We start from the raw sequence: 25,902 nt of genomic DNA, 5'->3' as shown, positions 1-25,902 counted from the left end.
ATGCATTTTCTATTTATGGTGGCTTTTTTTGGTGAAAAATTATATATTAATAATTTAGATTTTTTAGTATAATAGTAGCGAAGGGAGTAGATATAATGAGAAAAAGAAGAAATAAAAGTAGTAACAAGGTTATGCCAGGGGTTATAATTTCTCTCTGTACTTTGGGTGCTATATATTTAGGTATGTCATTATATTCTATTAATCATTTTCACTTTGGAACCGTAATTGATGGGGTTAATGTTGGTGGGCAGACCGTTGAGGGAGCAGAAGAAAAGCTAGCTGCCCAAATGCAATCATATGCATTGGAATTAGACGAAAGAGGAGATGTAAAAGAACAAATTAAAGCTAGTGATATTGGATTAAAATATAATTCTGATAAGATCAAAGAATTAAAGAATAACCAAAGTTCATTTGCTTGGCCTAGTACATTTTTTAAGAAAAATAATTCTGAAGCATCCCAGATAATTATGTATGATGAAGAACAATTAAACCAAACACTAAATAAACTTTCTTGTGTTAGTAACAAGAAGATAACCCAACCACAAAATGCTAGCTTAAATTATAAAGATGGAGAATACGAGATAGTAGATGAAGTTTTAGGAAATAAGATAAATAAAGATGCTTTACATGATAATGTAGCTAATGCGATTCTTGATGGGAAGACATCAATAGATTTAGATTCAAGCAATTGTTATGAAAATCCTAAATATACTTCAAAGTCAGAGGAAGTAACTGCAGCAAGAGATACACTTAATAAATACATAGGATTAAAAATTACGTATGATTCAAATGGAAAAAAAGAAGTTTTGGATGGATCTACTATACATAACTGGCTTGGAGTAGATGACAATATGCAAGTTACAATCAATGAAGATAAAGTTCGGAATTATGTATATAAAATATCTAGCATTTATAATACTTTTGGTAGCACAAGAGATTTTGTTACAACAACAAAAAAAACAGTACAAGTGAGTGGCGGTAATTATGGATGGATTGTTGATAACTCTAAAGAAGTAAAAGATTTAATAGAAATTATAAAGAATGGACAAGATGTAACAAAGGAACCAAAATATGCACAAAATGCATTTGTAAAAGGAACTAACGATATAGGGAATACTTATGTAGAAGTCAATATTACTAAGCAGCATGTATGGTTTTATAAAAATGGAGCTCTAGTTGTTGATGATGATGTTGTTACAGGAAATGTAAGTAATAATACAGGTACACCAGTAGGAACATATGTTCTGAATTACAAAGAGAAAAATGCGACATTAAAGGGTGAAGATTATAGTTCACCAGTTGATTATTGGATGCCTTTTAATGGAAATGTAGGTATTCATGATGCTAGTTGGAGAAATGGAGTGTTTGGTAAGCAGATATATTTAACAAGCGGTTCACATGGATGCGTAAATTCACCTTATAATTTAGCAAAAACAATATTTGAAAATATTGAGCCGGGAACTCCAATTATAGTATATACTGAATAATGTACTATTTAATTTATATTTGTTAATAAAATTGTAATACTATTGAAATAGTATAAATAAGTAAAGTTATGCTAATATAAAAGCAGGTTTATAGATTAAAAATCTTGAACCTGCTTTTAATTTTTACATTAGAGAAGGTGTATATTATGGATATAAAAATTCTTATAGCCGAAGATGACAATATATTTCGTGATTTAGTATGTGATATAGTAAGAAAAGAAGGGTACATGCCTATAGAAGCGTGTGATGGGGAAGAAGCTATTAATATGTTTTTTAATAATAATGATATTGATTTGGTCATATTAGATGTAATGATGCCAGTGTACGATGGATGGGAGGTTCTTAAAGAAATAAGAGAAAAATCTGAAGTGCCAATAATTATGCTGACAGCATTAGGAGATGAAAAACATGAAGTGTTAGGGCTTAAAAAAGGTGCGGATGATTATATTGGAAAACCGTTTAGTTATGAGATATTCGTTGCACGTTTGAATAACATCGTAAAGAAAGTAAAGAAGAAATTCTCAGACGAAATAGCTGTAGGAAACTTAAGGATATATCAAAGAACTCATAAGGTAGTGATTGGTGATGAAGAAATTAAATTAAATCCAAAAGAATATAATCTTTTACTATATTTAGTTGGAAATGCTAATACAGTTCTAAGCAGAGAGCAGATATTGGATAAAGTATGGGGATATAATTTTGATGGTGATATAAGAACTATAGATACACATATAAAAACTTTAAGGGCTAAACTTTCGGAACAAGGAGATTGGATAAAAACTATAAGAGGAAGTGGATACATGTTTGAGGTAGAAAAATATGAAAACAATTAAGACAAAATTATTCTGTATATTTATGATTCTCATGATTTCACTAGTTTTAGGTGGGATAATTTTGAATTCAGTTTTCCTAGAATCATATTATATTTATAAAAATAAGGGAGTCTTAGTGTCAGTAAGTCAGAAAATTAAGGATGAATATATGGAAGGAGAAAAAGACAATTATCAATATGCAGACACAATACAAAGTGTTGATAACATTAATACAATAATTGTTGATAATAATTATGATATAAAATATAATTCTATTCGTCCTAAATCAAATGATGAAGAAAAACGTCTATCCAAGGAGATTAAACAAACTATTATAGGAAATGAAAAAAGACTTTCGAAAAAGTATGTTTACTATATTGATGAGAAAAACAATGATCAAAGGACAAAATTAGTATTTGTTTCACAAATTGAGAATGGAGATTTTATTATTCTAAAGAAGTCTTTTAAGAGTATTCGTGAGAGTGTAGTAATCGCAAATCAATTTTACATATTAGCAGGATTTATAGTAATGATTATTGGTGCCATATTTATTATTATTTTCTCTAATAAAATAACAAAGCCAATTATAGAAATGAGTAAAATTGCTGAAAATATATCTAATCTTAAATTTGATAAGGTTGTTAATATAGATTCGAAAGATGAAATAGGAAGGCTAGGAAATAGCATAAATAGGATTTCTGAGAAGCTTAATAAAAGTATAGATGAACTTAAGCAAGATGTGGAGCGTAAGAAAGAACTTGTAAGGAATATGTCTCACGAATTAAAGACCCCAATTGGGATAATTAAAGGTTATGCGGAAGGGATCAAATTTGGAGTGGCCAATGATAGGGAAACAATAGATAAATATTGTTCTATATTAGTTGAAGAATGCGATAGAATGGATAGCTTGGTTAAAGAACTTTTACATTATTCTATGATGGAAGGTGGAATGATTAAATTAAATATTGTATCATTTGATGTTAATGAATTTCTAGGCAAAATTGTAGAACGATTTAAACCAGCAATTGATGAAAAAAATATTACGTTTACCTTGGAGTGCGTGAAGGATTTTGAAATACATGCTGATAGAGACTTGCTTGAGAAGGCTATAAATAATTTCATTACGAATGCCATCGACCATGTGAAGGGCAGAAGAATTATTAATATAATAGGCAAGAAAGAAGAAAATAAAATAAAGATAGGTGTTTTCAATACTGGTGATAATATATGTGAGGAAGAAATGGATAAACTTTGGGATGTATGCTATAAAGTGGACAGATCGAGATCGAGAAAGTATGGAGGTCATGGTATAGGCTTGTCATTAGTGAGATTGATTGCACAACTTCATGGTGGAATTACTAAAATAAAAAATATGGAAGACGGAGTGACTTTCTATTTGGAAATACCTGAATAGATTATTGAATATAAACTTATCCCAAATTTAAGAGAATATTAAAGTCATGCAAAATACATATGCATGACTTTTTGTGTTCAAAATATATTTATATTTAAAATAAATGAAAAAAGATTAAGAAATTTTGGTGAAAGGTGTATACGATTTCGAAAAAAATGTATAAATTCATGGAATAATATTCTTGATTACAAGGACAATCTATTGTATAATACATACTGTTAGTATGCGAACAATATGTATATAAATAATTCGTGGTAGTGTAAAAAATATATGAAAAATCAATCCAACTACCATTTAATGTTAAATTATGTTTGCTAGTTGCCCTTGACACACCTAAAGATAAATGGTCTTAGGCAGTTAAGGACGGGTGAATGATAATTTTGAACATGACTAATAGACCCGCCTATTGAGATATTTTACCATTTATCTTTGTGGGCGTGTCAAGGGTGCGTTTCACCAACTGCTTTAGATCATTAGGCAGTTATTGTACAGTTATTTAGAACAAAGTCTTGAGATAGTTCAATAAATTTGCACCATCTAGTAGGCATGTTGGACATTGACTCTAACTCTTCAAGGATTACAGGAGTTTTGCCTTCAAGGGCAGAATGTGGTCTTAGAAAGTTAAAGTATGCCACAAACATAGTTACAAATGCAACCGACCCGTTAGGACTTCCGAAGCCAGTAGTAGCTCTATAATTGCCTTTAAAGGTTCGGTTAAGACGTTCAATAATTTGCTTCAATGGCCTATATTCTTTTGAAACTTCATCTTTATTGGTTAAGCCTATAACTTGAGTAACATCGAATTTTATACTATGGCTTGCAAAGAAGTGCTGTGCAAGAAGATATATAGGGTTACCATCAGTTATAAGATTAAGATCTTCAGGTATTTCTTTTAACTTACTTAGAACATCATCGATGGCTTTTACAGCCGTTTCGGTATCTCTATGTGGTGATACTCTGTAAGATAGAATAATCTTTTTAACAGCATCAAAAAAGAAGAAAATATAGTTCCACTTACCGTTAACTTTTATGTAGGTTTCATCGCCGCAGAAAGAGTCAGAAAGTTTATAATCGTAGTTATCTATAAATGGCTTAACTACAATTGAAACGGCATTAACATAGTTTAAAATTGCTTGATGAGATATTTTAATATCATGAATATCTTTAAGCAATGCAGCTGTCTTTCTGGAAGATAAACCGTAGTTAACGTAGTAAGTTAGAATGAGTCCTAAGGTGTAAGAAGAAATCATAATGTTTGGAAGAGAAACCTTTGATTTTACCGGACTTTCTTTAGAAAGTGGCTTAAAGTCAAAAGTGAAATCTCTAAATATGTATCTAACTTTGAACTTACCAGGATTCTTCTTAAAATCTTGTTTTTCAGATTTTGTCATTGATTTAAGATTATTTTGGTAAAAAGAGCAATTATCATTCTTACACTTATAAACGTAGAAATCCTTACGCGCCTTGATTCTTTCAAGTGTTTTACTGCAGTGAGGACATCTTAACACTATGGATTTCTGATAGTAATTTTTAGGATTGAATGTGGTATCACAGACTTTGCAAAGATATTGTCCTCGGCCTCCGTTATTATCGTAAAGATAGGTATGTGGAGCACCACACTTAGGACAGATAACATCCTTAGGAGCTAACGCTTTGTTTTTGCGAGGTTTCACAGGAGCAAATTCTTTGCCGTGCTTAAACTCATATTCAGCTATTAGAAGCTTATAGTTAAGTTTTTCGGGAACATCAAAGATTGGTTGATCATCTACTTGAAGCTTTCGGTATTCTTTCTTAACAGGTTCGTCCGAAATGCTTTTAAGCAAGTTTTTGCCAACCAGCAAAGTCATGAGATACTTTATAATTTCAATAAGATAAATTACAGTTTCAAGAAGAAACTTATTAATCATGGTAATAGCTTGCCTCCTTTTTTAGTTCAGTGTTTTTGTTTTGCAAGTATAAAATATCTTAACTTTTTGGGGGTGGCAAGTTATTTATATAAAAAATAAGAAAAATTAAAGGGTTGCTGCCTTAGTTAGATAAAAAACTTTGACAGTACCTAATTCGTACATGGAGGGTTAATATGAAAAAGACTATGTTAGTTTGTTTAGTTGTAGCACTAATGTTAAGTGGTTGCGGTTCGACTAATAACGGAAATACAAGCAATAATTCAAAAACTGCTGAAACTACTGCAGAGCAAGCTAAAAATAAATACATAATGGCTGGAAAAATAGAAGCAAATGATCAAGCAAATATAGCTTCAAAAATTTCAGCAAGAGTTTCAGAAGTACTAGTTGATGTTGGGTCAAAAGTAAATGCAGGTGATACTATAGTTAAGTTAGATACTCAAGACTTGCAAGCACAAGTGAATCAAGCACAGGCAGCGGTTGATACTGCAAATGCAACGTTAACTAACGCTATGAATTCTACACGTCCAGAACAAATATCCCAAGCTCAAGCAACTTTAGATAGTGCAAATGAAGCTTATGATGTTGCTAAGAAGAACTATGATCGTACTAAAGCTTTAGTTGATGCGGGAGCAAATACTCAGCAGCAGCTTGAAGCTGCACATCAACAGCTTACAACTGCAGAGTCACAACAGAAATCTGCACAAGAACAATTAAACATGCTTAATAATGGAGCAACACAAACAAGTATAGATGTTTATAAAGCCCAAGTGGCACAAGCAGAGGCTGCTTTAAAAACTGCACAAACAACATTAAATAATGGAACTCTTACAGCGCCGATTTCGGGTGTAGTAAATGCTAAAAGCATTAATGTAGGTGAAATGGCATCTCCAGGTGCAACTCTTGTTTCAATATCTAATCCAGATGCTTTAGTGGTAAATGCATATGCACCTTTAGATATTGCAGGTCAGCTTCAAGAAGGACAAGATGTAGTAGTTAAAGTATCAGAAGTAGATAATGTTGAATTTGACGGAAAGATAACTGTAATAAATTCAAAACTAAATTCACAAAGTAGAAATATTTTGGTTAAAGTTAGTTTATCAGACCCAAATTCACAATTAAAGCCTGGTATGTTTGCTGAAATTGGATTAAAGGAATAAGGGAAGAGGTGACTTGAATATGAAAGGAAAGCGTAAAATATTAATTATTGGAATATTGTTGGCAATTGTGGTAGCATTAGGTAGTATAGGATTCTACTATTGGTATGAAAATGCATACTATGTTTCAACTGAAGATGCAAGAGTTAATGCAGATTTTGTTAGTGTAACTCCACAAATTTCTGGTAAATTACTAGAGCTTAATGTTGATGAAGGAGAGAAAGTAACAAAAAATGAAATACTAGCGCGTCAAGAAATGAATAATCTTCCAGACACAAGTGTAGAACAATCTTTAGTAAGAGCACCTATTGATGGAATTGTAGTAAAGAAGCAGGGAACTGTTGGAGAACTTTTATCAACAGGTCAAACTTTAATTACGTTAGTAGATCCAACTAAGCTTTATATTTCTGCTAACATAGAAGAAACAAAACTTGAAAAAGTAAAAGTTGGACAACCGGTTGATATTACTATTGATGAATATGATTCACAAAAATTTAGTGGAAAAGTAAAAACAATAGGGGAAATATCTAATTCTGCTATATCATTATTACCAGCATCAACAAGTGGAACCTTTACTAAAGTAGTTCAAAGGGTACCTATAAAAATTGAACTTGATAATTTTGATGAAAAGATTCTTCCAGGAACTAATGCAGTTATTAAGATTCATATTAAATGATGAGGTGATATAATGGGAGAGAACAATAACGAATCATTAGCAAGTAGTTGGTTAGCGTTAGCTGTAGTTATTATAGGTACTTTCATGTCTATACTTGATAGTAGTATAGTAAATATTGCTCTTCCTAAAATGATGGCTGTTTTTGGAGTATCTTTAGATGATATAAAGTGGGTGTTAACAGCTTATACATTGGCGCTTGGTGCGATTATACCACTTACTGGATATTTGCAGGAAATTTTAGGAGCTAAAAGAATATATGTATTTGCTTTAGCGATGTTTACAGTTGGATCTATGTTATGTGGTCTTTCTTGGAGCAATACAAGTATGATAGCATTTCGTGTCCTCCAAGCCATTGGAGGAGGAATGATAATGCCAGTAGGAATGTCAATAATATATCAAATATTTCCTCGAGAAAAGGTTGGATTAGCACTTGGATTTTGGGGAATAGCTGCGATGGCAGCACCTGCAATAGGACCTACTTTGGGTGGATATATTATCGAGAAGATGGACTGGAGACTTATTTTCAATGTTAATGTCCCAGTAGGGATAGTAGGAGTAATATTGGCCTTGATTTTATTAAAGGGGACAGAAAGGAAACCTTTTAAATCCTTTGATATAATTGGATTCTTATCTTCTACTGTAGGCCTAGTAAGTATACTATATGTTCTAGGTGAAGGCTCATCAATTGATTGGTCAAAACTTGAAAATCCAATTTTGATGACCCTTGGATGTTTAAGTCTTGTATTATTTATAGTAAATGAATTAACTCATCCGGATCCATTATTAGATTTAAGAGTTTTTAAATTATTTGATTTTACAATTAGCCAAATTATAACTAGTGTATTAACTCTTGCTATGATGGGCGGTGTTTACGTATTACCATTATTTTTGCAGAATATAAGAGGATATACACCTATGGAAGCCGGATTAATAATGTTGCCGGGAGCTCTGGTAATGGGAGTTATGATGCCTATTAGCGGTAATTTATTAAATAAAGTTGGCGTAAAAGCACTGGTTATACCTGGACTTTTAATACTTGCAGGCGCTTCATATGAACTTGCGACAGCTATAAATATGAATTCGAGTAAAGACTATATAATACTTGTTAATTGTATAAGGTCCATTGGAATAGGATTGAGTATGATGCCAATTAGTACTACCGGGATGAACGTTGTTCCGACACATTTAATTAGTAGAGCATCAGCTCTTTCAAATACATTAAGACAAGTGGCTGGTTCGGTTAGTGTTACTTTAATGTCTACTCTTATACAAGGAAGAAATGATTATAATTATGCAAAGTTATCAGAACAAATTAATGTATATAATCCAGCTTCTAATAGCACAATAAGTACATTAACTAAAGCATTTATGGGAATGGGAATGGATATAAATACTGCTAGAGCTTCTGCAGTATCTTATATAGTGAAAATAATTCAAGGTCAAGCGTATGTAGATGCTATGTCGTATTCAGTTGTAGTAACTGTTGTTATAGTATTCGTGACTATATTCTTAGCTTTATTTATGGGTGGAAAGAAAGAGCCTAAAAAAGAAAATAAAGAAGGTGAAAAAAATGAATCTACAGGAGGGGCCCTCATCGCCGAATAATGAATTATATCAAAAACAAGCGGATGAGATTATTGGTGTATTTAGGAATATTAGAAAAGAATTAAGCTGTAAGTTTGAAAAAATTGCAAAAGATTGCGGATTTACAGCACCTCAATTAAATGTTATATTTCATTTATATATGATGCCATCGATAACTCTAAATGAATTAAGTGATCAGATAGGATTAACTAAAAGTACAGTTTCAGGAATAGTTGATCGTCTCGCAAAACAGGGAGTTGTGACAAGAGAAATACCAAAGGAAAATCGTAGAATTGTAAGATTGTCAATTTCGGCGGAATTTAGGAAAAACAATGATATTTGCAAAATGAAAAAAGAGTTTATATCAAATCTTATACTAAATTCTATAAAAAATACAGATCCGGAAGAAGTAGAAAAAATAATTTATGGATTAAAACAATTCAGTATATTACTGAATAATAATTAGAAAATTGTAAATCACTTTATTCATATAAAACTATTTTAGGATAGTTTTTATGAGTGAAGTGCTTTTTTAAAGAAATTTATAAAAGGCCAAAGTAAGACTGATTTTATAATTATTTTATTTGGATTGGGATCTTTTTAAGTTTAATTCAATGTCCAGGTGAACTGTAATGGGCTAGGTGATAAATGGGAAATATGATATTCAATATAGTAGCTGAAATCTTGTTATTTTTATTAAAAAAAAGAAGTAATATATGTGTTAATTTAATAAATTTAAAGTGGAATTATTTATAGATTTTAATTGAGTTAGCAATATAATTAAATGAAAGCTAATTTTGTCGAAAATGTATACAAAGGTAAAAGTATATTATATTATTTTAATATAAAAATTAAAATAATATAAGTGGGAGAGAAAAGTTTATGTCTGAAAAAAACAACAAAAAAATTGTTTGGTATACCTTAGCATTTATGGCTTTTTCAACAGTTTGGGGCTTTGGCAACGTTATCAATGGTTTCTCTGAATATAATGGCCTTAAGTCAGTAGTATCTTGGATCCTGATTTTTGCTATTTATTTTGTGCCATACGCACTAATGGTAGGAGAGTTAGGATCGGCTTTTAAAGAGTTTGGTGGCGGTGTTAGTTCGTGGATAAATGAAACCATAAGTCCTAGAGTCGCATATTACGCAGGATGGACATATTGGATTGTTCACATGCCTTATATTTCACAAAAGCCATCAAATTTTATGATCGCAACAAGTTGGGCTATATTTCAAGATAAAAGAATTAGTAGCATGGATACAAGGTTATTACAAATAACCTGCTTAGTAATTTTTTTAGTTGGACTTTATATAGCTTCTAAAGGATTAAATCCATTAAAAAAATTAGCTACACTTGCAGGAACATCAATGTTTGTAATGTCGATTTTATTTATTGTTTTAATGGTAGCTGCACCAGCTATTACTGATGCACATTTAAATTCCATAGATTGGTCTATAAAAACGTTTATGCCTGCATTTGATATGAAATTTTTTACTGGTCTATCTATATTAATTTTTGCTGTGGGTGGCTGTGAGAAGATTTCGCCGTATGTAAACGAAATGGATGATCCTGAAAAGGGATTCTCAAAGGGTATGATTGCATTAGCTATTATGGTAGCTGTATGTGCAATTTTAGGAACTATTTCTCTTGGAATGATGTTTGATTCAAATAATGTGCCTAAAGACTTAATGACAAATGGAGCATACTATGCATTCCAGAAGTTAGGGGAATACTATCATCTAGGTAATTTATTTGTTGTGGTTTATGCTATTACTAACATGATTGGACAGTTTGCGGTATTAATTATATCTATTGATGCACCTTTACGTATGTTACTTGATAGTGCGGATAAGAATTTTATTCCTGAAAAAATGTTTGTAAAAAATAAATATGGCACATATAAAAATGGTCATAAATTAATTTTAATAATTGTTTCAATTTTAATAATAGTTCCAGCCTTTGGTATTGGAAACGTAGACGAGCTGGTAAAATGGCTAGTAAAATTAAATGCCGTGTGTATGCCACTTCGTTATTTATGGGTATTTGCTGCTTATATTGCATTGAAAAAAGCAGGAGAAAAATTCAAGCCGGAATATCGATTTGTAAAAAACAGAACTGTTGGTATTATAATTGGAGCATGGTGTTTTGCATTTACTGCTTTTGCATGTATTAGTGGTATGTATACAACTGATAAATTCCAATTAGTGCTTAATATTATAACTCCTTTTGTATTACTTGGGCTAGGATTTATAATGCCGTATTTTGCACGAAAGAACAATAATTAATTATACAATAAAATATTTGGCTCTAAGTATTATAACTTAGGGCTGTTTTTTATTGTACAAAAAACTATGAATTTATTAAATGCTAAATGGCTTATTATATAAGTCTTTAGTGATATAATTGCGTATACATTGGGGATTATGAGATTATAAAAATAAACGGAAGTGGAGGGCGGCGTAGCTAGCTTTTATAAATGAATAATAATTAATCAGAATCTTTGAAAAGTTTTAATACTAAAGCAGTGCAGATTATAGTAAATAGAGAATTTAAATACTTTATAAATAATTATGGAAAGTGTACAGAATTTTAAAGAGGAAAATTGGTGCATTAAAAATATATTTAAAAGGTCTTTTAAATTGCTGTATTTTTAAGTATTATAATAAGTGAATGCTAACATTTTAATTGTCCTCCATATTATTTATCATGCTTAACAGCGGGTGTATAACTTGGGGGATAAAACTTATTTTTTAAAATAATAAAGCGGGTTAAGTTGGCAGGGTTAGAAAATACTTTTGAAGAACTTTTAAGCTGCAAGATAGTAGCATTTGGAGGAAATATGTCAGATATTAGAGAATTGAGTTTTAATGATACAAATAGTTCAACAAAATCACTAGGAGAGCAAACTTCAGAAAGAATTGTTCAATTAATTATAGATAATGATTGGAAATCTGGAGATAAGTTACCTAATGAATATGATCTTGCAAGGAGCCTTAATGTTGGAAGGAGCACAATAAGAGAGGCTATAAAGGCTTTGGTTTCACGAAATGTTTTAGAAATTAGACGTGGAGCTGGAACGTTTATTTCTGATAAATGTGGAATTGCTGATGATCCTCTAGGATTAACATTTGTAAAAGATAAATATAAGTTAGCGCTTGATTTGTTGGAAGTAAGATTTATGATAGAGCCATCAATAGCATCTATAGCGGCTACAAAAGCTACTGATGAAGAAATTGAGCAAATGTCTAACTTGTGTGACGAAATAGAGAGTCTTATCTTGAAAAATGAACCATATTTAGAGAAAGATATAGAGTTTCATACTGCAATAGCTAAGAGCAGTAAGAATTTGGTTGTGGTTAATTTAATTCCGATAATTAATAGATCTATTACTATATTTATCGATATTACAAATAGAAAATTACGTAATGAAACAATAGAGACACACAGGGAAATTTTAAATTCAATTAAGGAACATAATGCTAATGGAGCGCATGATGCGATGCTCTTACACTTAGTGTATAATCGAAGGAATATCGGAAGTATTATAGACAAGGAAAGAAATTATTAATTGTTTTGACTTGATGAAATACATCTGCTCTTGTTTTGGAGGAAGATGTATTTTTTTTGTTGTTATTTTAAATACATCAGATGAATATACATATTTTATATTGTTTTTTATAGAAAAATAAGAATTGTAACAATGAATTCAAAAAAAATTGACAAATACATCAGATGTGATATTATAAATACATCAGATGTATTTAAACGGTGTCAAATAAAGATTAAGGAGAGAAATAGTATGATTAGTCAAGAAGTAAGAAAAATTGCACCAGAGATGGATCCACTTCGAAGAGGAATGGGATGGACAACAGAAGATTTATCAAAGCCACAAATTATAGTAGAAAGTACATTTGGAGATAGTCATCCAGGAAGTGCGCATCTATTGAAATTCGCTAACAAAGCAGTTGAGGGAATTACACAATCAGGTGGGAAAGGTGCTAGGTATTTTGCAACGGATATTTGTGATGGAATGTCACAAGGGCATGATGGAATAAATTACTCTTTAGCGTCTAGAGATACATTAACGTCTCTAATAGAAATCCATGCTAATGCAACACCATTCGATGGAGGTGTATTTATTTCAAGTTGTGATAAAGCAGTTCCATCACATCTTATGTCAATTGGAAGGCTAAACATACCATCTATCATGGTTACTGGAGGAGTAATGGAAGCAGGTCCTGATTTATTGACACTAGAACAAATAGGTGCCTATAGTGCAATGTGCCAAAGAGGGGAAATTTCAGAAGAAAAATTAACTTTTTATAAAGAAAACGCATGTCCATCCTGTGGAGCTTGTTCATTCATGGGAACAGCAGCTACAATGCAGGTTATGGCAGAATCACTTGGATTAATGCTTCCAGGTAGCTCATTGATGCCAGCAACATGTGAAGATTTAGAAGAAGTAGCGTTAAAAGCAGGAAGACAAGCTGTTGAACTAGCTAAAATGAATCTTCGGCCAAAAGATATTGTTACAATTAAATCCTTTGAAAATGCTATATTAGTTCATGCAGCTATATCGGGGTCTACTAACTCACTGTTGCATTTACCTGCTATAGCTCATGAATTTGGATTGTATATCGATGAAGAGACTTTTGATAGAATACACAAAGATGCACATTATTTACTAAACATACGTCCTGCTGGAAAATGGCCTGCGCAATATTTCTATTATGCAGGTGGTGTACCAGCAATAATGGAAGAGCTAAAGCACTTGCTTCATTTGGATGTTATGACTGTAACGGGTAAGACTTTAGGTGAAAACTTAGAAGAATTAAAAACTAATGGATATTATGAGAAGTGTAATGAGTATCTTGAAAAAGTGGGACTAAAAAAAGAAGATGTTATCCGTCCATTTAATGATGCTATTGGTACTAATGGTTCTGTATCGATATTAAAGGGAAATATAGCGCCAGAAGGTGCGGTAGTAAAACATTCTGCAGTTCCTAAAGAAATGCATGAGGCTATATTAAAATCAAAGCCTTTTGACAGTGAAGAGGAAGCTATTGATGCAGTCTTAAGAAAAATAATTCGTCCAGGAGATGCGGTTATTATAAGATATGAAGGACCAAAAGGTAGCGGAATGCCAGAAATGTTCTATACAACAGAAGCAATTGCTTCGGATGAGGAATTATCTGCTAGTATAGCGTTAATAACAGATGGTAGATTCTCAGGAGCTTCTAAAGGACCGGCAATTGGACACGTATCACCAGAGGCTGCAGTAGGAGGACCAATTGCATTAATTGAAGAAGATGATTTGATTGAAATTAGTATTCCTAATAGAGTGTTACAGATCGTTGGTATAAAGGGAAAAAAATGCAGTAAAGAAGAAGTGGAGAGAGTCTTTGAAGAACGTAGAAAGAATTGGAAACCACGAAAATCAAAATACGAATCTGGAATTCTAAAGATTTTTTCAGAACATGCAGTATCACCAATGAAAGGCGGATATATGAAATAGATTAAAAACAGGGGAAAGATAAACCACTTATTATGTAGTATATAGATTAAAATCTTCCCCTATTAAGTGATTATTTTATACTTTCTATTATTAACTATTAAAAGGGAAAGAATGGTTCATGGGTTAGTGAATTGTTCTTTCCCTTTATTATGATAGATTTTAAAGATATATTATGTAAGACAAGGAAGTAATGCCTTTTGGAGGTGGAAAGCTGAAAAAATAATCAGATTCCTATATGGAATTGTTAAATACATAAGTATCATATGTTAGTAATGTTGTGTAGGAACTTATATTAGAACTGAAAAATATATACCTCAATAATAGTAAATAGAATTCTAAAGTGATATAATTTTGAAAAAGAACTATGTTCAAATGATATGTTATAGCAGTTTAGGAGGAAATCTATTATGGAGAAAAGACTCTATCTATCAGCAACAGATAAAAAGTTAGCAGGGGTATGCGGTGGGATAGCTGAATACTTTGGACTTGATTCAACATTAGTCAGAATTGGGTGGGCAATTTTGATTATTTGTGCAGGATCAGGATTACTCTTATATATAATTTGTGCATTGATTATACCAAAGCGACCGCTATGATCATCACAAGAAAAATTTAAATTTAAGAAAGCATACTAGTGAGCGACCTTAATATAATATTAACTACCTAACTTGGGAGGAAACAAATGGATAAAGTAAATAGCTTGATAAAAAATACGCCAATACATTTAACAACAAATACTATAGTTTTAATAATAGTTGCCATTATTGCTCTTTATATATTAATTAAAGCAATAGCAGGTATCATAAGAATAGCAGCTCTTATAGGTGTGTGTTGGTTTATATTGATGTCTATTCAAAGTACAAATCTTATTAATATACCAATTATAAGAGAAGCATATACAACAGTAGAAAAAATAATTCCTTCGAAGGAATTATGGACAGAGGCTTTGGATAAGGCGGATAAGATAAACAAAGTAGTTAATGATTTAAAATAATAAATGTTTTTTATTTTCTACCTAGGGAAAGCTAATTTTAAGACATAAAAATTGATATTTTAATAAATTGAAAATACTTTTGAGGAGTGAAATGCATGAAGACGTCAACTCATAGAATAGCCATTCCTTCTATTTTAGAGGTAGGAAAAGGAAATATAAATAATGTAGGTAACTTGATTAAGAAAGCCATGTTTAAAAATGTTTTAATATGCTTTGGCGAGGGTCTAGAAGAATTATTTGGAGAGTCCATACGTAATTCTTTAAAAGAAGCTAATATAGGTATTTCAAGAATAGAAACAATATCAGATATAAATTTCGAAAAAATTAGTGTAAAAGCATTTGAAATATCAAATGACGTAGAGGCTCTAATCGGAGTTGGTGGAGGAAAGGCAATAGATGCTGTTAAGTATATGAGTTTTTTGAGAAAATTACCTTTTATTAGTATTCCAACCTCAACTTCTAATGATGGTTTCTCAAGTGCAGGTGCTTCTCTTTTAGTTAATGGCAGGAGAATGTCTCTTCCAGCTAAAACTCCTTATGGAATAATTGTAGATATTGATGTCATTAAGAGTGCACCAGAAAAATTTATATATTCGGGGATAGGAGATTTAGTATCAAACATCACCGCGTTGTATGATTGGAAATTTGAAGAAGAAAACGGAAGGATAATCATTGACGATTTTGCTACTATGATTTCTAAGAAAGCAGTCAATAGTTTTATAAGAACTGAGTTTAAAAATATTAAGGATGATTTGTTCCTGAAGGAATTAGTGGATTCATTAATATTGAATGGTATTTCTATGGAAATAGCAGGTAATAGCTCGCCGGCTTCTGGTTCAGAACATCTAATATCTCATGCATTAGATAAATTTTTAGAAATGCCTCAGCTTCATGGAATACAGGTTGGAATTGCAACATATATTATGGCGAAAGTACAAGATCATAGATTTGAAAGAATATCGAAGATATTAAAAGAAACAAACTTTTTCGAGCATGCAAAAACTTTAAAAATGAAAAAGAAAGATTATAAAAAAGCTATTGATATTGCTCCATCAATAAAACCTAATAGATATACGTACATTCATGTAGAGGAAAATAGAATTTTTGCTAAAAAAATTATAGATGAGGATGAAATTCTAAACTATATATTAATATAAATTTTTCAGAGAAGATGGAAATAAAGAAATAAAATAAAGGTTAGATATATGAAAAGAGTTATGAATAAGCTATTATAAAAGCTGAATAAAAAAGTGTCCACGGGTAATACTAGATTTAGAGTTAGTATTATTCAAAAGAGGAGGAACTTTAATGGAAAAATTAAGAAAAGGTGAGCATGAAAAAGCTATGGAAAAAGCAAAAGAGATGCTTGATAAAGGTTGCGGAATGGGAGATATAGTGGAGGAAACAAAACTAAGCGAAGAAAACGTAATGAAGGCAAAAAGAAAATGGGAAGATAGATCGTAATCTTTGTTTTTACATAAAATTAATAGAAAAGTATGGTTTGTTTTATAACTACTAACTAGGTTGATAGATAAGTGCTTAGTTGGTAGTTTTATATTTTTATAATTTAATATAATAAAATTTGTTCAAGATACAAAAATATATTTATTAGTATTTCTAAAGCAACATGGACCTAGCGCTATAGTTATTGAATAAAATATACAATAATAAATAAAATTATGAATAAATATTCAATTATTATGAATATAGTGTATAATATAATTATAATAATATAGAAGTTGGGGAAAAAATATGAATAATATTACATATAAATTTATAAATTGTGAAAGTAAAGAGTTTAAAGAAGTATCTGAATTAAGGTTTAAAATACTTTTTAAACCTTATAATAAAATTCATAAATATGACTATGATGAATTGGATTATAATAGCATACATTTGGTAGCATTAGATGAGGGCATTGTGGTTGCATATTCGAGAATGACTAATCATAATATGAATGGTAAAATGACCAATATAGTTGTTAGTGAAAAATATGTGGGTAAAGGCATTGGCATTGAAATGTTAAAAAGACATAAAATTAAAGCTAAAGAATTTGAATTTAGATGTTTATATTTAAATGCAAGATTAGATACAATTAATTTTTATAAAAAGGCAGGATTTCAGTGTAAGGGCAACATATTTTTATCAGAAAAAAGTGGATTAGCATTACAGCCTATGTATTTTAGAATAAATTAATATATAATAAAATTATTATAATGGGAGCATAACTTATTATTATACAAATTCAGAATTGATAAATTATATAATTTTAGGCAATAATCTTAGTAAGATTATTGCCATTATTTTTTCACATAAAATATTTAGATATTCTCCTAGCAACTTTTTCGGACATGTCTTGATTTTTTTATGTCTAAATAAGAATCACCAGGAATATTCTCAATAAATTTAAGAAATTTAATTATCTTTATATCTTTCTTTAATGATTCAAGACTGCGATAGTGTGTTGCTAATTCACGATTTGTAAAAAGAGCATGAATTTGTCTATGACAGGTTGAACATAAAGAGAGTGTTTTAAATTTTTCTCCGCCTTTTTCTAAGGGAATTAAGTGATGTTTAGTAATGCTAGAAACATTTCTACTGCATAATTCACATATATGGTTTTGTGCCATAAAATCCTCCTCTTATATATTAGCTTTACAATTTGATTATATCAAAATAATAAGTAAAAGCAAAAAGATTAAAAGTAATATCATTATTATTTTACTAACAATTATTCCGTAAAATTACAAAATTATAGAAGTACATTCTAGTAAGATTAACTTGCATATTTAAATTTATTAGTTTTCATGAAGTAGAATTGAGGTATTTATAGAATCACTGTTTCAAAATACAAATCAAAGATTTGAAATTTGTAATAATTTTGAGTTAAATTAGGAAAACTTTAATTATACTAATCTTAATTTCTTAATATATATTGCAATCATAAAGCTGTATTTACAATTATTGTAAGTCGAATGCTTAATTAAGGCTAATGTGTAGAAATTAAATTGAAATGTGGTGTAATAATAAAGTTGAAAATAATTCATTAAAAGAAGAAATCAGTGATAATTATATATGTATTCGTATTCATGCGGCGATTTCTACATTTTTCTTCAATATATGCAATAATTAGAATATTGCTTTTGATTTCATTATTACATACAATATTTTTCGTATGATAATATAGGGGGAAAATAAATGCTTACAAAGTTTTTAGATGTTTTATTAGGAGAACCTTTATCAAATGAACAAGGAAGCCATGAAAAGTATAATATTCCTTTTGGATTAGCAATTATGGCAAGTGATGCAATATCATCTGTAGCCTATGCTGCTCAAGAGATTCTTTTTGTTTTAATAGTTCTAGGTGTAGCAGCATATCAGTGGTTAACATGGACCTCTTTTATGATTATAGGATTATTAATAATATTAACAATTTCTTATATTCAGATTATCAGGGCTTATCCTCAAGGTGGGGGAGCTTACAAAGTAGCCAATGAAAATATAGGGAAAAAATCTGGCTTAGCAGCTGGTGCAGGTTTAATAATTAGTTATATACTTACTGTCGCAGTTAGCGCCAGTGCAGGTGCAGATGCTATTATTTCTGCATTTAGCAATTTGACAGAATATAAAGTCATGTTTGTTTTAATAATAATTATAGTTTTGACTGTTTTAAATTTAAGAGGTATAAGTGAATCTTCAAAAATTTTTGCTATACCTACGTATATTTTTATTTTTAGCATGGCTTTTATGATACTTTATGGTTTGTTTAAGTACTTTATATTAAATATTCATCCAGAACCAATGTATTCTATCCCAGCAAATACTACAGAAAATGTATCGATATTTCTTATTTTAAGAGCTTTTTCATCAGGATGTTCTGCCTTAACTGGAGTAGAGGCAGTAAGTAATTCCGTTCCGAATTTTCAGGAACCGAGCCAAAAAAGTGCAAAGACTGTTATGATATTATTAGCAGCTTTAATATTTTTCATATTTGGAGGAACTTCGGTACTTGCTATATTCTATACAGCTGTACCAATAGCAAATGGTCCTACAGTTGTTTCACAAATAGCATTTGCTATTTTCGGGAATGGCATAATGTACTATATAATTCAATTTAGCACTGCTGTAATTTTACTTATGGCATGCAATACAGCATATACAGGATTTCCAATGCTAATGTATATAGTTGGGAAGGATGGTTTTGCACCACGACAATTCACTATTAGAGGTAAACGACTTAGTTTTTCTTTTGGAATCGTTGCATTATCATGTATAGCTTGCATCTTAGTTATTATATTTAAGGCAGACACTCATAGGTTGATTCCACTATATGCTATAGGCGTATTTATATCTTTTACTCTAGGGCAATTTGGAATGGTGAATCATTGGAGAAAAGAAAAAGGTAATGGTTGGGTAAAACGTGCAATAATCAACGGTATTGGTTCCGTTGTTACTTTATTAACAACGATAATAATTTTAATTGAAAAATTTAGCGAAGGTGCATTTATAGTTGCAATTTTAATTCCAATCATAATTGTAATTCAGCTAAGAATAAAAAAACACTACGATAAAGTGGCTTGTGGTTTAAGTATTAGTCAATTAAATCTGAAAAAGGTGAATTTAAGAAAGAAATATACTCATATTGTGATAGTTCCAATTGCTAGCTTAAATAAAGCAACAATAGGTGCGTTGCAATATGCTCAAAGTGTAAGCGATAATGTTATTGCTCTTAATATTTCACCAGACAAGGAAGCTATGGAAAAATTAAAATCTAGATGGAGTGAGTTAGATACAGATATATTACTTGTCGCAAAATATTCTCCATATAGAGCTGTGGTTACTCCTTTGTTAAAGAATATAGAATTGATTGCAAATTCAACAGCTAAAGATGAGAAGATAACAGTAGTTGTACCTCAATTTGTTACTAATGAAAGATTTGGTGAGGTCTTACATAATCATACAAGTTTCTTTATTAGAGAAACCTTATTGAAGAACGATAACATAATTGTATCTACTTATCCTTATCATTTACTAGATGAGGATATAAAGCAAAGTAAGTAATTATTAATTATAGATTTAGGATATAAAAACGTGCTATATTGTTTGATTCAGCAATATAGCACGTTTCTTAACTTCATTATTATCTTTTTACTTTAGTTCCAAATAATTGATCCCACATATTTAAAGCTTCCATGAATTTAGTTGTATCTAATTGTGTCGAACTCGGAAGTGTCTTAATAGAATCTTCATAAGATTGTCTTATAGCTGGCTTTATTTTATCTTGACTTTCTTTTGGAGCCATATCAAGTGAAACATTTTTTATAGAAGGTCCAGGATAAAAATAACCGCTATCGTATGTTATCGCTTGCATTTTTGGTGTCATAAGCCATGCTATTAGTTTTAAAACTACATTTTTTTGTTCATCGCTAAGTCCTTTTGGAATTGCCATATACTGAGCATCTGAAACTAGTGTAGTATTGTTAAATACGAATCCTTGATATGTCTGTGGAATACCACCTATGATCCTCTGATTCATATCCCATCCTAACTGACTTGCTATAATAGATCTTTTTCCGCCCTTCAATTCTGTGAATGTAGTACCAGTCTTTGCAGGATAATAATCTATGTATTGGTTTAATTCCTTAAGATAAGCCCAAGTCTTGTCCCAAGTTTTGGGGTCTTTAGGATCTTTGTCTCCAAGAATATATGGTAAGCCTTGAAGAAAAATTCTTCCTGGTCCTGAAGCAGCAGGCCTTGCATATGTGAATTTACCAGGATTAGTTTTGGCAAAAGCTAAAAGTTCATCAGGCGTTTTAGGCACATTTTGTACAACATCCGGGTTATAAGTGAAAAATGGTCCGCTAGGCGAATACACATAAGTTATACCATAACCTTTTACTAAATCATAAGTGGCTTTAGCACCAGAACTATAATTACTTTCTAAATCAGGAAATCTGCTGCTATATGCAGGCATAATATTTTCTATAACATCTCTATCAATACATGTGGAAAGACCATCAATTCCAGTAAAAATCAAATTTGTTTGCATATCTTCAGATAAAATTTGAGCTTTTAATAAAGATGGAGCCTCTAATGCAGTAGATTTTTTTACTACGACATCTCCTATTAAATCAGGGTTTGCAGCTTTAAATTGATCTATGGAATCTCCGACTAATTGCATACTTCCTGAAACATCTATTATATTTAAAGTAATAGGCTGCGTTGATTTGGAAACATTTTTTGAATCGCAGCCTGTTAATATAGTCGTCATAAAAACTATTACAAGTGCAACATTTAAAAATTTTAAATTTTTCATAATTATCCTCCATTTTAGTTTATATATAATGCTCTCTAGTTTAAAATTGCAAAATACATCTTAAGCTATTTATAACAACAATTATAATTTAAATTTACTTACTTCGTTCATCATAGAGGTTGTTAAATTTGATAAAGTTTGAGCCGAAGTTGCTACATCATTAAAAGATGAATTTATTTGTTGTACTGAGGCTGCTATTTCTTCAGATGAAGCTGCATTTTCTTCTGATACTCCAGAAATATCTAATGTTTTTGAGATTATTAGATCTTTTTCAATATTTATATTTTCAATAGATTTATTTATATTATCAACTCTAGGCAATATAGTATTTATAGCCTTAAATATTAAAGCAAAAGATTTTATAGAATCTTCAATAAGGACTGATTGATTATTTAAGCTATCTTTACCTAAATCAGTGGTCTTAACTGCTATTTGGGCTTCATTATTAATATTAGTAATCAAGCCACTTATATTACTGGCAGATACTTTAGATTGTTCCGCGAGTTTTCTGATTTCCTCTGCAACTACAGAGAATCCACGCCCTACTTCTCCTGCACGAGCAGACTCAATTGCAGCGTTTAATGCTAATAAGTCAGTTTGATCAGCAATTGAATTTATAATAGTAGTTATGTTATTTACTTGTTCTACATGGTTATCTAATTGAATAACTTTATTTCTTACAGTGTCAAAAGATTCGTTTACATCTCTAATAGAATTAAATAAAAATTCTAATTTAGAGTTACTATCTTCGGCCATTGAACTAATATTATGTATATTTGAGTTTACATCATTAATTGACGCGGTTATTTGATCTAGTGAATCAGCGAAACTATCCAATGAAGTTTTTACATTCATTAAGTCACTAGATTGTTCAGTAGCAGCATTAGCGACTTCTTGAACAGCGGCATTAATTTCTTGTGCAGAAGAAGACATTTCATCTGAAGCTCCTAATAAATTAGTTGCTTGTATATTTACAACATTTGCTGAATTTCGCACTTCTTCGAGCATTGAAGAAATGTTTGAAATTGTTACTTTGAGTGATTTTTTCATTCTGCCAAATTCGTTTTTTAAGTCAGTGTTTATTTCGAAACTAAAGTCACCTCGAGCAACATTATCCAAATCGGACATTATTTCTTTTATAGACTTTCTTATAACTAAGATTATAGAGGAGGAAACAAGTATCTGAAGAATAAAACCAATGAAGAAAGTGATAAAAAAGATTTTAGTGCTTCTAATGTATAAACTCATATTGTCATTATGTAGAGTATTAGCAGTATTTGAACTATAAGTTACTAAATTATCAAGAAAAAGTTGCATTTCAACTCCCAATTGATTAAATTTTTCTAAATCTATACCATATAATTTATTGCCTTTTTCAAGATTCTTAATTTGCTCATAATAAGCTGAGGAGTCCTTCTTAAATTCGGATAAATTGTTTGTCTCTATAGTGCTAAGCGATAGGTTTTCATAATCTTCTACCATTTTGTTTATGGCAGAGTAGTCATTATCTATAACTGCTACATCATCATCATTAAATTCAGATATAGAAATCCTATTGACATTTAACCGAATATTTAAGAAGGTTTGTCTAATTTCCTCAGTTTTAATAATTCTTGTTAATGCAATTGTGTACATTGATGATGAATTTGAGTTAATCGTTTTCATATTATTATAACCAATTATTGCGATAGATAACGATACAACCGTTGATAAGATAACCATCAAAATAATGCTATTGATAATTTTAATATTTTTCAGCATAATTTTCCCCTTTCAAACATAATAATTTCCATATTGATAATATATCTAACCAATATTATACTCAAGGTCTAAAAAATCAGCGTATATATGAAATACGTACAATTATACTACATTTTTCTGCAATTTTCTCATTATTGCTAACTATATTGTAAGTTAATGCATTTGAAAAAAATTAAATATTTATCTTGACATTGTAAACGGTTATGATTATTATTAAAACATAACTACCATACAAGTATGGCAGCATCGATTAATAATAGATTTTTTAAAATACTTATGATAAAATATAAGTACATCTACCATACAAGTATGGTAGCACTTGAAAGTAAGGGAGAATATAAAAATGGCTTTAGAGGTAAATAAAAATACAACAAGTAAAACTATATATTATAAACTTAGAGATGAAATTATTAATTTATATCTTGAGCCTGGTACTAGCATTTCTGAAAAGGAACTTTCGGAAAAGTATAGTGTGAGTAGAACTCCAGTAAGAGAAGCACTTGTTAGGTTAGCTCAAGAGGGGCTAGTTAATATTTATCCTCAAAAAGGAACGGTTGTTTCTTTAATTGATTTATCTGCAGTTGAAGAAGGAAGATTTTTACGTGAGCATTTAGAAAGAGCTGTGGTGAAGGAGGCTTGTAAAGAATTTTCACAAGAAAGTTTATTAGCCTTAGAAATGAATTTGAAACTTCAGAAAATGTATATTGAGAATCATGACTATAAGAAATTATTTGAAGCAGATGAGGAATTTCACAAGATAATCTTTGAAGGAAGTAACAAAAGAAGAATATGGAATAGTATTAATGATGGAAGTACAGAGTTTCAACGAATTCGTATGCTTAGATTAGTAACTAATTCTAGCTGGGATAACATATATCTTCAACATAAAGAAATTTTCAATGCGATAAAAGATAAAAATATAGATATAGCAGAAGGATTTATGAAGGAACATTTGAACATGGTTACCTTCGATAAGAAAAAGATAAAAGAAGCTTATCCTAACTATTTTAAGGAATAACTAAAGCAATCAAACAGATTCAAGATATAATGTTAATTATTTTTAAATTTAAGGAGGTGAGGCTTATAGATATAAGAAAATACAAATTAAAGGACCTGGTATATGATTGTTCTGCGACAATCAGTATATTGGAAGAAAGGACAATAAGAGGACAGGAGTGATATTACTATGAAAATGGGTTTTAGATGGTACGGAGAAGGTAATGATACCGTAACACTTGAACAAATAAAGCAAATTCCTGGAGTAGGGGGAATTGTTTGGGCTCTTCATGATATGGCAGCAGGTGAAGAATGGCCAATGGAAAAGATTCTTGAAGTAAAAAAATCAGCTGACAAATATGGATTTAATATGGATGTTGTTGAAAGTGTTAATGTACATGAGGATATTAAATTAGGTTTACCAACAAGAGACAAGTATATAGAAAATTATAAAAAGACAATAGAAAAGTTAGCTAAGGTTGGAGTTAAAGTAATCTGCTATAATTTCATGCCTGTATTTGACTGGCTTAGAACAGATCTATACAAGAAAGCAGAAGATGGATCAACAGCTCTTTTTTATGAAAAAGCAAAGATTAAAGATATAGATCCAATGGAATTAGTTAACAAAATTGCATCTAATCCAGATCTTACAATGCCAGGCTGGGAACCAGAAAGATTAAAGAATTTAACACAGCTTTTCGAAGCATACAAGAATGTAACAGAAGAAGATTTGTGGAACAATTTAAAATATTTCTTAGAACAAATTATTCCTGTAGCTGAAATTAATGATATTAAGATGGCAGTGCATCCGGATGATCCACCTTGGCCAATATTTGGATTACCAAGAATCGTTAAGAACAGAGACGATTTAGCAAGATTATTAAAACTTGTTGATAATCCGTATAATTGTTTAACTCTTTGCAGTGGAGCTATAGGTTCAGATCCTAATAATAATGTTCCAGCTATGATAAGAGAATTTGGTAACAGAATTGCGTTTGCGCATATCAGAAATGTAAAGATTTATGAAAATGGTGATTTTATTGAAACATCTCATAGAACTTGTGATGGTTCATTAGATATATGTGATATAGTTAAAGCTTATCACGAAGTTGGATTTACTGGATATGTAAGACCAGACCATGGAAGACATATTTGGAATGAGAAGTGTAGACCAGGTTATGGACTTTATGATAGAGCACTTGGAATTATGTATTTATGGGGAATATGGGATTCTCTTGAAAGAAATAAATAAAAGAGATAACTAAGAATTTTAGTTCATAGAATC

At 30.6% G+C, this 25,902-nt stretch carries 22 protein-coding genes; 18 read left to right on the top strand and 4 right to left on the bottom strand.

The genetic code is table 11. The annotated features are described in order from the left end of the window. Positions 1 to 95 precede the first annotated feature (95 nt). From PZA12_RS20060 to PZA12_RS20050, 3 genes are all read left to right on the top strand, one after another. Complete coding sequence (locus PZA12_RS20060; protein ID WP_078114668.1) at positions 96 to 1,487, top strand: L,D-transpeptidase family protein; 1,392 nt, start codon at positions 96 to 98, stop codon at positions 1,485 to 1,487. 146 nt (positions 1,488 to 1,633) lie between these two features. After that, entirely contained in the window at positions 1,634 to 2,320 is a 687-nt protein-coding gene (locus PZA12_RS20055; RefSeq protein WP_078114669.1) for a response regulator transcription factor, read from the top strand. Next, positions 2,307 to 3,713, top strand: coding sequence for a HAMP domain-containing sensor histidine kinase (locus tag PZA12_RS20050; protein WP_078114670.1), 1,407 nt, complete (start codon positions 2,307 to 2,309; stop codon positions 3,711 to 3,713). Before PZA12_RS20055 ends, PZA12_RS20050 begins: the two co-directional genes overlap by 14 nt. Positions 3,714 to 4,186: 473 nt before the next feature. Here PZA12_RS20050 and PZA12_RS20045 read toward each other — a convergent pair whose 3' ends face one another. Then, positions 4,187 to 5,620, bottom strand: a complete 1,434-nt coding sequence (locus PZA12_RS20045) for a DDE-type integrase/transposase/recombinase (RefSeq protein WP_168983577.1) — start codon at positions 5,618 to 5,620, stop codon at positions 4,187 to 4,189. A 173-nt stretch (positions 5,621 to 5,793) separates the two neighbouring features. On the opposite strand from PZA12_RS20045, the gene PZA12_RS20040 reads away from it, so the two are divergent. From PZA12_RS20040 to PZA12_RS19985, 12 genes are all read left to right on the top strand, one after another. Continuing rightward, entirely contained in the window at positions 5,794 to 6,777 is a 984-nt protein-coding gene (locus tag PZA12_RS20040) for an HlyD family secretion protein (RefSeq protein ID WP_077837403.1), read from the top strand. Positions 6,778 to 6,796: 19 nt separating this feature from the next. After that, complete coding sequence (locus tag PZA12_RS20035; protein WP_077837404.1) at positions 6,797 to 7,450, top strand: HlyD family secretion protein; 654 nt, start codon at positions 6,797 to 6,799, stop codon at positions 7,448 to 7,450. Positions 7,451 to 7,462: 12 nt separating this feature from the next. Beyond that, positions 7,463 to 9,055, top strand: a complete 1,593-nt coding sequence (locus PZA12_RS20030; RefSeq protein WP_078114671.1) for a DHA2 family efflux MFS transporter permease subunit — start codon at positions 7,463 to 7,465, stop codon at positions 9,053 to 9,055. Then, positions 9,021 to 9,500: a MarR family winged helix-turn-helix transcriptional regulator gene (locus tag PZA12_RS20025; RefSeq protein ID WP_017209077.1), complete on the top strand. Its 480-nt coding sequence runs from the start codon at positions 9,021 to 9,023 to the stop codon at positions 9,498 to 9,500. The genes PZA12_RS20030 and PZA12_RS20025 overlap by 35 nt, the downstream gene beginning before the upstream one ends. A 416-nt stretch (positions 9,501 to 9,916) precedes the next feature. Next, entirely contained in the window at positions 9,917 to 11,320 is a 1,404-nt protein-coding gene (locus PZA12_RS20020; RefSeq protein ID WP_078114672.1) for an APC family permease, read from the top strand. Between the two features lie 554 nt (positions 11,321 to 11,874). Beyond that, entirely contained in the window at positions 11,875 to 12,603 is a 729-nt protein-coding gene (locus PZA12_RS20015; protein ID WP_078114762.1) for a FadR/GntR family transcriptional regulator, read from the top strand. 231 nt (positions 12,604 to 12,834) lie between these two features. Continuing rightward, the gene (gene ilvD, locus PZA12_RS20010; RefSeq protein ID WP_078114673.1) at positions 12,835 to 14,550 is read left to right on the top strand and encodes a dihydroxy-acid dehydratase; all 1,716 of its coding nucleotides are present in this window, start codon (positions 12,835 to 12,837) and stop codon (positions 14,548 to 14,550) included. Between the two features lie 407 nt (positions 14,551 to 14,957). Then, positions 14,958 to 15,146 (top strand): PspC domain-containing protein, encoded by a 189-nt coding sequence (locus PZA12_RS20005; RefSeq protein ID WP_078114674.1) that lies wholly within the window; start codon positions 14,958 to 14,960, stop codon positions 15,144 to 15,146. Between the two features lie 86 nt (positions 15,147 to 15,232). Continuing rightward, entirely contained in the window at positions 15,233 to 15,544 is a 312-nt protein-coding gene (locus tag PZA12_RS20000; protein WP_012060250.1) for a hypothetical protein, read from the top strand. 95 nt (positions 15,545 to 15,639) lie between these two features. Continuing rightward, positions 15,640 to 16,701 carry an iron-containing alcohol dehydrogenase family protein gene (locus tag PZA12_RS19995; protein ID WP_077837410.1) on the top strand — a complete coding sequence of 354 codons (1,062 nt, stop codon included), beginning with the start codon at positions 15,640 to 15,642 and terminating at the stop codon, positions 16,699 to 16,701. Between the two features lie 151 nt (positions 16,702 to 16,852). Beyond that, positions 16,853 to 17,008 (top strand): hypothetical protein, encoded by a 156-nt coding sequence (locus PZA12_RS19990; protein WP_167595053.1) that lies wholly within the window; start codon positions 16,853 to 16,855, stop codon positions 17,006 to 17,008. 288 nt (positions 17,009 to 17,296) lie between these two features. Beyond that, positions 17,297 to 17,740, top strand: coding sequence for a GNAT family N-acetyltransferase (locus tag PZA12_RS19985; protein WP_078114675.1), 444 nt, complete (start codon positions 17,297 to 17,299; stop codon positions 17,738 to 17,740). Positions 17,741 to 17,877: 137 nt separating this feature from the next. Here PZA12_RS19985 and PZA12_RS19980 read toward each other — a convergent pair whose 3' ends face one another. Next, positions 17,878 to 18,174 carry an HNH endonuclease gene (locus PZA12_RS19980; protein ID WP_077837412.1) on the bottom strand — a complete coding sequence of 99 codons (297 nt, stop codon included), beginning with the start codon at positions 18,172 to 18,174 and terminating at the stop codon, positions 17,878 to 17,880. A 568-nt stretch (positions 18,175 to 18,742) separates the two neighbouring features. On the opposite strand from PZA12_RS19980, the gene PZA12_RS19975 reads away from it, so the two are divergent. Then, the gene (locus tag PZA12_RS19975; protein WP_077845061.1) at positions 18,743 to 20,605 is read left to right on the top strand and encodes an APC family permease; all 1,863 of its coding nucleotides are present in this window, start codon (positions 18,743 to 18,745) and stop codon (positions 20,603 to 20,605) included. 79 nt (positions 20,606 to 20,684) lie between these two features. Here PZA12_RS19975 and PZA12_RS19970 read toward each other — a convergent pair whose 3' ends face one another. Next, positions 20,685 to 21,860 (bottom strand): extracellular solute-binding protein, encoded by a 1,176-nt coding sequence (locus PZA12_RS19970; protein WP_103699050.1) that lies wholly within the window; start codon positions 21,858 to 21,860, stop codon positions 20,685 to 20,687. An 81-nt stretch (positions 21,861 to 21,941) separates the two neighbouring features. Further along, positions 21,942 to 23,621 carry a methyl-accepting chemotaxis protein gene (locus tag PZA12_RS19965; protein ID WP_078114677.1) on the bottom strand — a complete coding sequence of 560 codons (1,680 nt, stop codon included), beginning with the start codon at positions 23,619 to 23,621 and terminating at the stop codon, positions 21,942 to 21,944. Between the two features lie 343 nt (positions 23,622 to 23,964). Here PZA12_RS19965 and PZA12_RS19960 point away from each other — a divergent pair, with 343 nt between their 5' ends. Together PZA12_RS19960 and uxuA are read left to right on the top strand one after the other, a co-directional pair. Next, on the top strand, positions 23,965 to 24,639 hold the full coding sequence (locus tag PZA12_RS19960; protein WP_017209065.1) for a GntR family transcriptional regulator: 675 nt from the start codon (positions 23,965 to 23,967) through the stop codon (positions 24,637 to 24,639). A gap of 168 nt (positions 24,640 to 24,807) precedes the next feature. Further along, positions 24,808 to 25,869: a mannonate dehydratase gene (gene uxuA / locus PZA12_RS19955; RefSeq protein ID WP_041899200.1), complete on the top strand. Its 1,062-nt coding sequence runs from the start codon at positions 24,808 to 24,810 to the stop codon at positions 25,867 to 25,869. Positions 25,870 to 25,902 lie beyond the last annotated feature (33 nt).

It is taken from the genome of Clostridium beijerinckii (assembly GCF_036699995.1).
Classification (GTDB): Bacteria; Bacillota; Clostridia; order Clostridiales; family Clostridiaceae; genus Clostridium; species Clostridium helianthi.
The sequence above is the reverse complement of the archived record's forward strand: the minus strand, read 5'-3'. Positions and strand labels throughout refer to the sequence as shown.